At 71.5% G+C, this 1,324-nt stretch carries 1 protein-coding gene; it reads right to left on the reverse strand.

The genetic code is table 11. The annotated features are described in order from the left end of the window. Window positions 1–1,324: proline dehydrogenase family protein (locus ACM2XV_RS15350; protein WP_487027577.1), on the reverse strand; the 1,324-nt coding region annotated here is incomplete at both ends.

A 1,324-nucleotide genomic window follows, 5' to 3' on the forward strand; every position in this document is an offset into this window, starting at 1 on the left:
GCCCAGGCGCGGTTGGCCGCGAGCGAGGGGTCGCTGTCGGAGACATTGCGGAAGGTCTGCCGGTCACCGCGCGCCTGCCATTCGGCCGGCATCGGCGGCGCGAACGCCTCCTTCCGGCGTGTGTCGGCAGACGCCCATCCGCCGTCCTGCGGCAGCCCGAGCACCGCGACCGTGAGCCCGGCGTCGCGCGCCGCCTGCCCGCCCGGGTCGACCGGGTCGACGCGGGGGTGGAAGAGGGCCGTGGCGTTCTCGTCCTGCCACTCACGGGCCCGGTCCTGGCGGCGGTTCGGCAGCGGGGCGACGCCGAGGGGCTCGCGCACGGCCTCGTAGCGGTCGACGGCGTCGAGGAAGCGCGTGCACTCGCGCTCGAACAGCTCCTGCGACGCGCCGACCCGGGACTCCGCACCCGTAAGCTCGAACAGCGCCGACATGAAGTTCTCGGGCGAGCCGTTCTCTTCCAGCCGCCGCACGAGGTACGAGATCGCGACGTCGAACTCCTCGGGCCTGACCACGGGCGTATAGAGCGTCAACCCGCCGACGGTCTTCGCGACGGCATCCGTCGCCATGCCGAGCAGCATCTCGAAGTCGATGCGGTCGCGCACGCCGCGCACGCCGGCGAGCTCCCACGCGAAGGCGACGTCGAACAGGTTGTGGCCGGCGACGCCGAGGCGCACGGCATCCGTATGCTCGCGGGTCAGCGCCCAGTCGAGCACGCGCTTGTAGTTGACGTCGGTGTCGAGCTTTGAGCCCCAGGTGGCGAGCGGCCAGCCGTGCAGCTCGGCGTCGACGCGCTCCATCGGCAGGTTCGCGCCCTTGACGAGCCGCACCTTGATCGCGGCACCGCCCGCGGCCCGGCGGGCCTGCGCCCACTCGGTGAGGTCCTGCAGGGCGTCGAGCGCATCGGGCAGATAGGCCTGCAGCACGATGCCCGCCTCGAGGTGCGCGAGCCGGGGGTTCGAGAGCACCCGCTTGAACACCGCGACGGTCAGGTCGAGGTCGCGGTACTCCTCCATATCGAGGTTGATGAACTTGGTGCGGCCCGGCGTGACGGAGGTCTCGCCGCCCGCGCCCGCGAGCTCATAAAGAGGAATGAGGCGCTGTGCGATGCGCGCCACGGCGTCGTCGAAGCCCCACAGATTGAGGTTGCTCACGACATTGCTGACCTTGACGCTCACGTAGTCGACGTCGGGCCGCTCGAGCAGCCGGCGGATGCCCGCGAGCCGGTTCCCCGCCTCCTCTTCGCCGAGCACCGCCTCGCCGAGCAGGTTGAGGTTGAGGCGGTGGCCGCCCTGACGCAGCTTCGCGAGCGCGGGCCCGAGCTTGG

This window comes from Gryllotalpicola sp. CP2-P1 (assembly GCF_057512245.1).